Source organism: Autumnicola edwardsiae (genome assembly GCF_031846505.1).
Lineage (GTDB): Bacteria > Bacteroidota > Bacteroidia > Flavobacteriales > Flavobacteriaceae > Autumnicola > Autumnicola edwardsiae.
In genome coordinates, this window is the sequence record NZ_JAVRHP010000256.1 from 1 (window position 1) to 1029 (window position 1029).

Here is a 1029-nt window from a genome sequence, read left to right on the forward strand (position 1 = left end):
TAAGTTGTCCTTGATTTGGGACGCTTGTTTTTTGTTTGGTTTGTTTTCCTCGTCAAATATTTCGGTTCTGTCCATCCAGTTGATGGCTACGGCGCGCCAATCTCGAATTTCCTTTCCATCGCCAGTTTGCCAATTTCGGGTTTGGTAATGCTCAAAGAATTTTTTTGCTTCATCAGCATCAAAACCTTTTTCTTCAAAAAAAACAAAAACGGCCTGCCAGCCCTTTGGCTGTTTTATATAGTTTTCTTGTTTGATATTGTTTGTTTCAGATACCAATGCTTGTCCACCTATGGGACGGTGTAGGTTCACAACCTGTCCATTTTTGGGATGGTGGTGTCCCTCAAGCGGTACACCTCTGGGATGGTACTGTTCCGCAAGTTGTTCTAATATGGGATTGTACTGTCCCACAACTGGTTCATCACTTGTCCCAATAATGGCCATCTTAATTTTGCTGCCTTTGTATGGATTGTTAGAAGGAAAATAAGAGAGGTATTGCCACGAATCCAATTCCACGATACATCTATGGTAAGTGGACTTTGAACCTATCTTTGCACAACGCATTACATCTCGTCTGTTCACATAGAATTCATCCATAAAGCGGCAACTGTTCCATTCTTGGAACAGCGCCATATACAGGCTGATATGCGTTGGATTAAGGCGGTCATCAAAATAGAACTTCTCAAAAGCCGCATTAAGTAGCTTTATATAGTTCATCGCTTAAGAGTTTAGACCGTGGTGCACACGGTTGGCATCCATAACTTTTTGAATTTCCTCGGTGTCGTAATAAATGATACCACCAACTTTAGTGTATGGCAATGTGCCATTGATACGAAGGTTTTGCAATGTGCCAGGACTTACCTGAAGCAAATCCATAACCTCAGAAGATTTGAGGTATTTTTTGAGCTTTCCGCTGGCTTGTCTGGTCAATAATTGTTTGATGTCATCGAGCAATTCCATTTTGAATTCCCGAAGGTCGTCTGTGGTAATAATACTTGTCGGCATAATAGAACGGTTTTAATGGAAAGGGAC

The 1029-nt window shown here is 41.3% G+C and carries 2 protein-coding genes; both read right to left on the reverse strand.

Annotation, left to right across the window (positions count from 1 at the left end):
* On the reverse strand, positions 1-714 hold a 714-nt coding region (locus RM529_RS17485), incomplete at its 3' end, for a hypothetical protein (protein ID WP_311486018.1).
* A 3-nt stretch (positions 715-717) separates the two neighbouring features.
* Positions 718-1002 (reverse strand): helix-turn-helix domain-containing protein, encoded by a 285-nt coding sequence (locus RM529_RS17490; RefSeq protein WP_047550478.1) that lies wholly within the window; start codon positions 1000-1002, stop codon positions 718-720.
* Positions 1003-1029 lie beyond the last annotated feature (27 nt).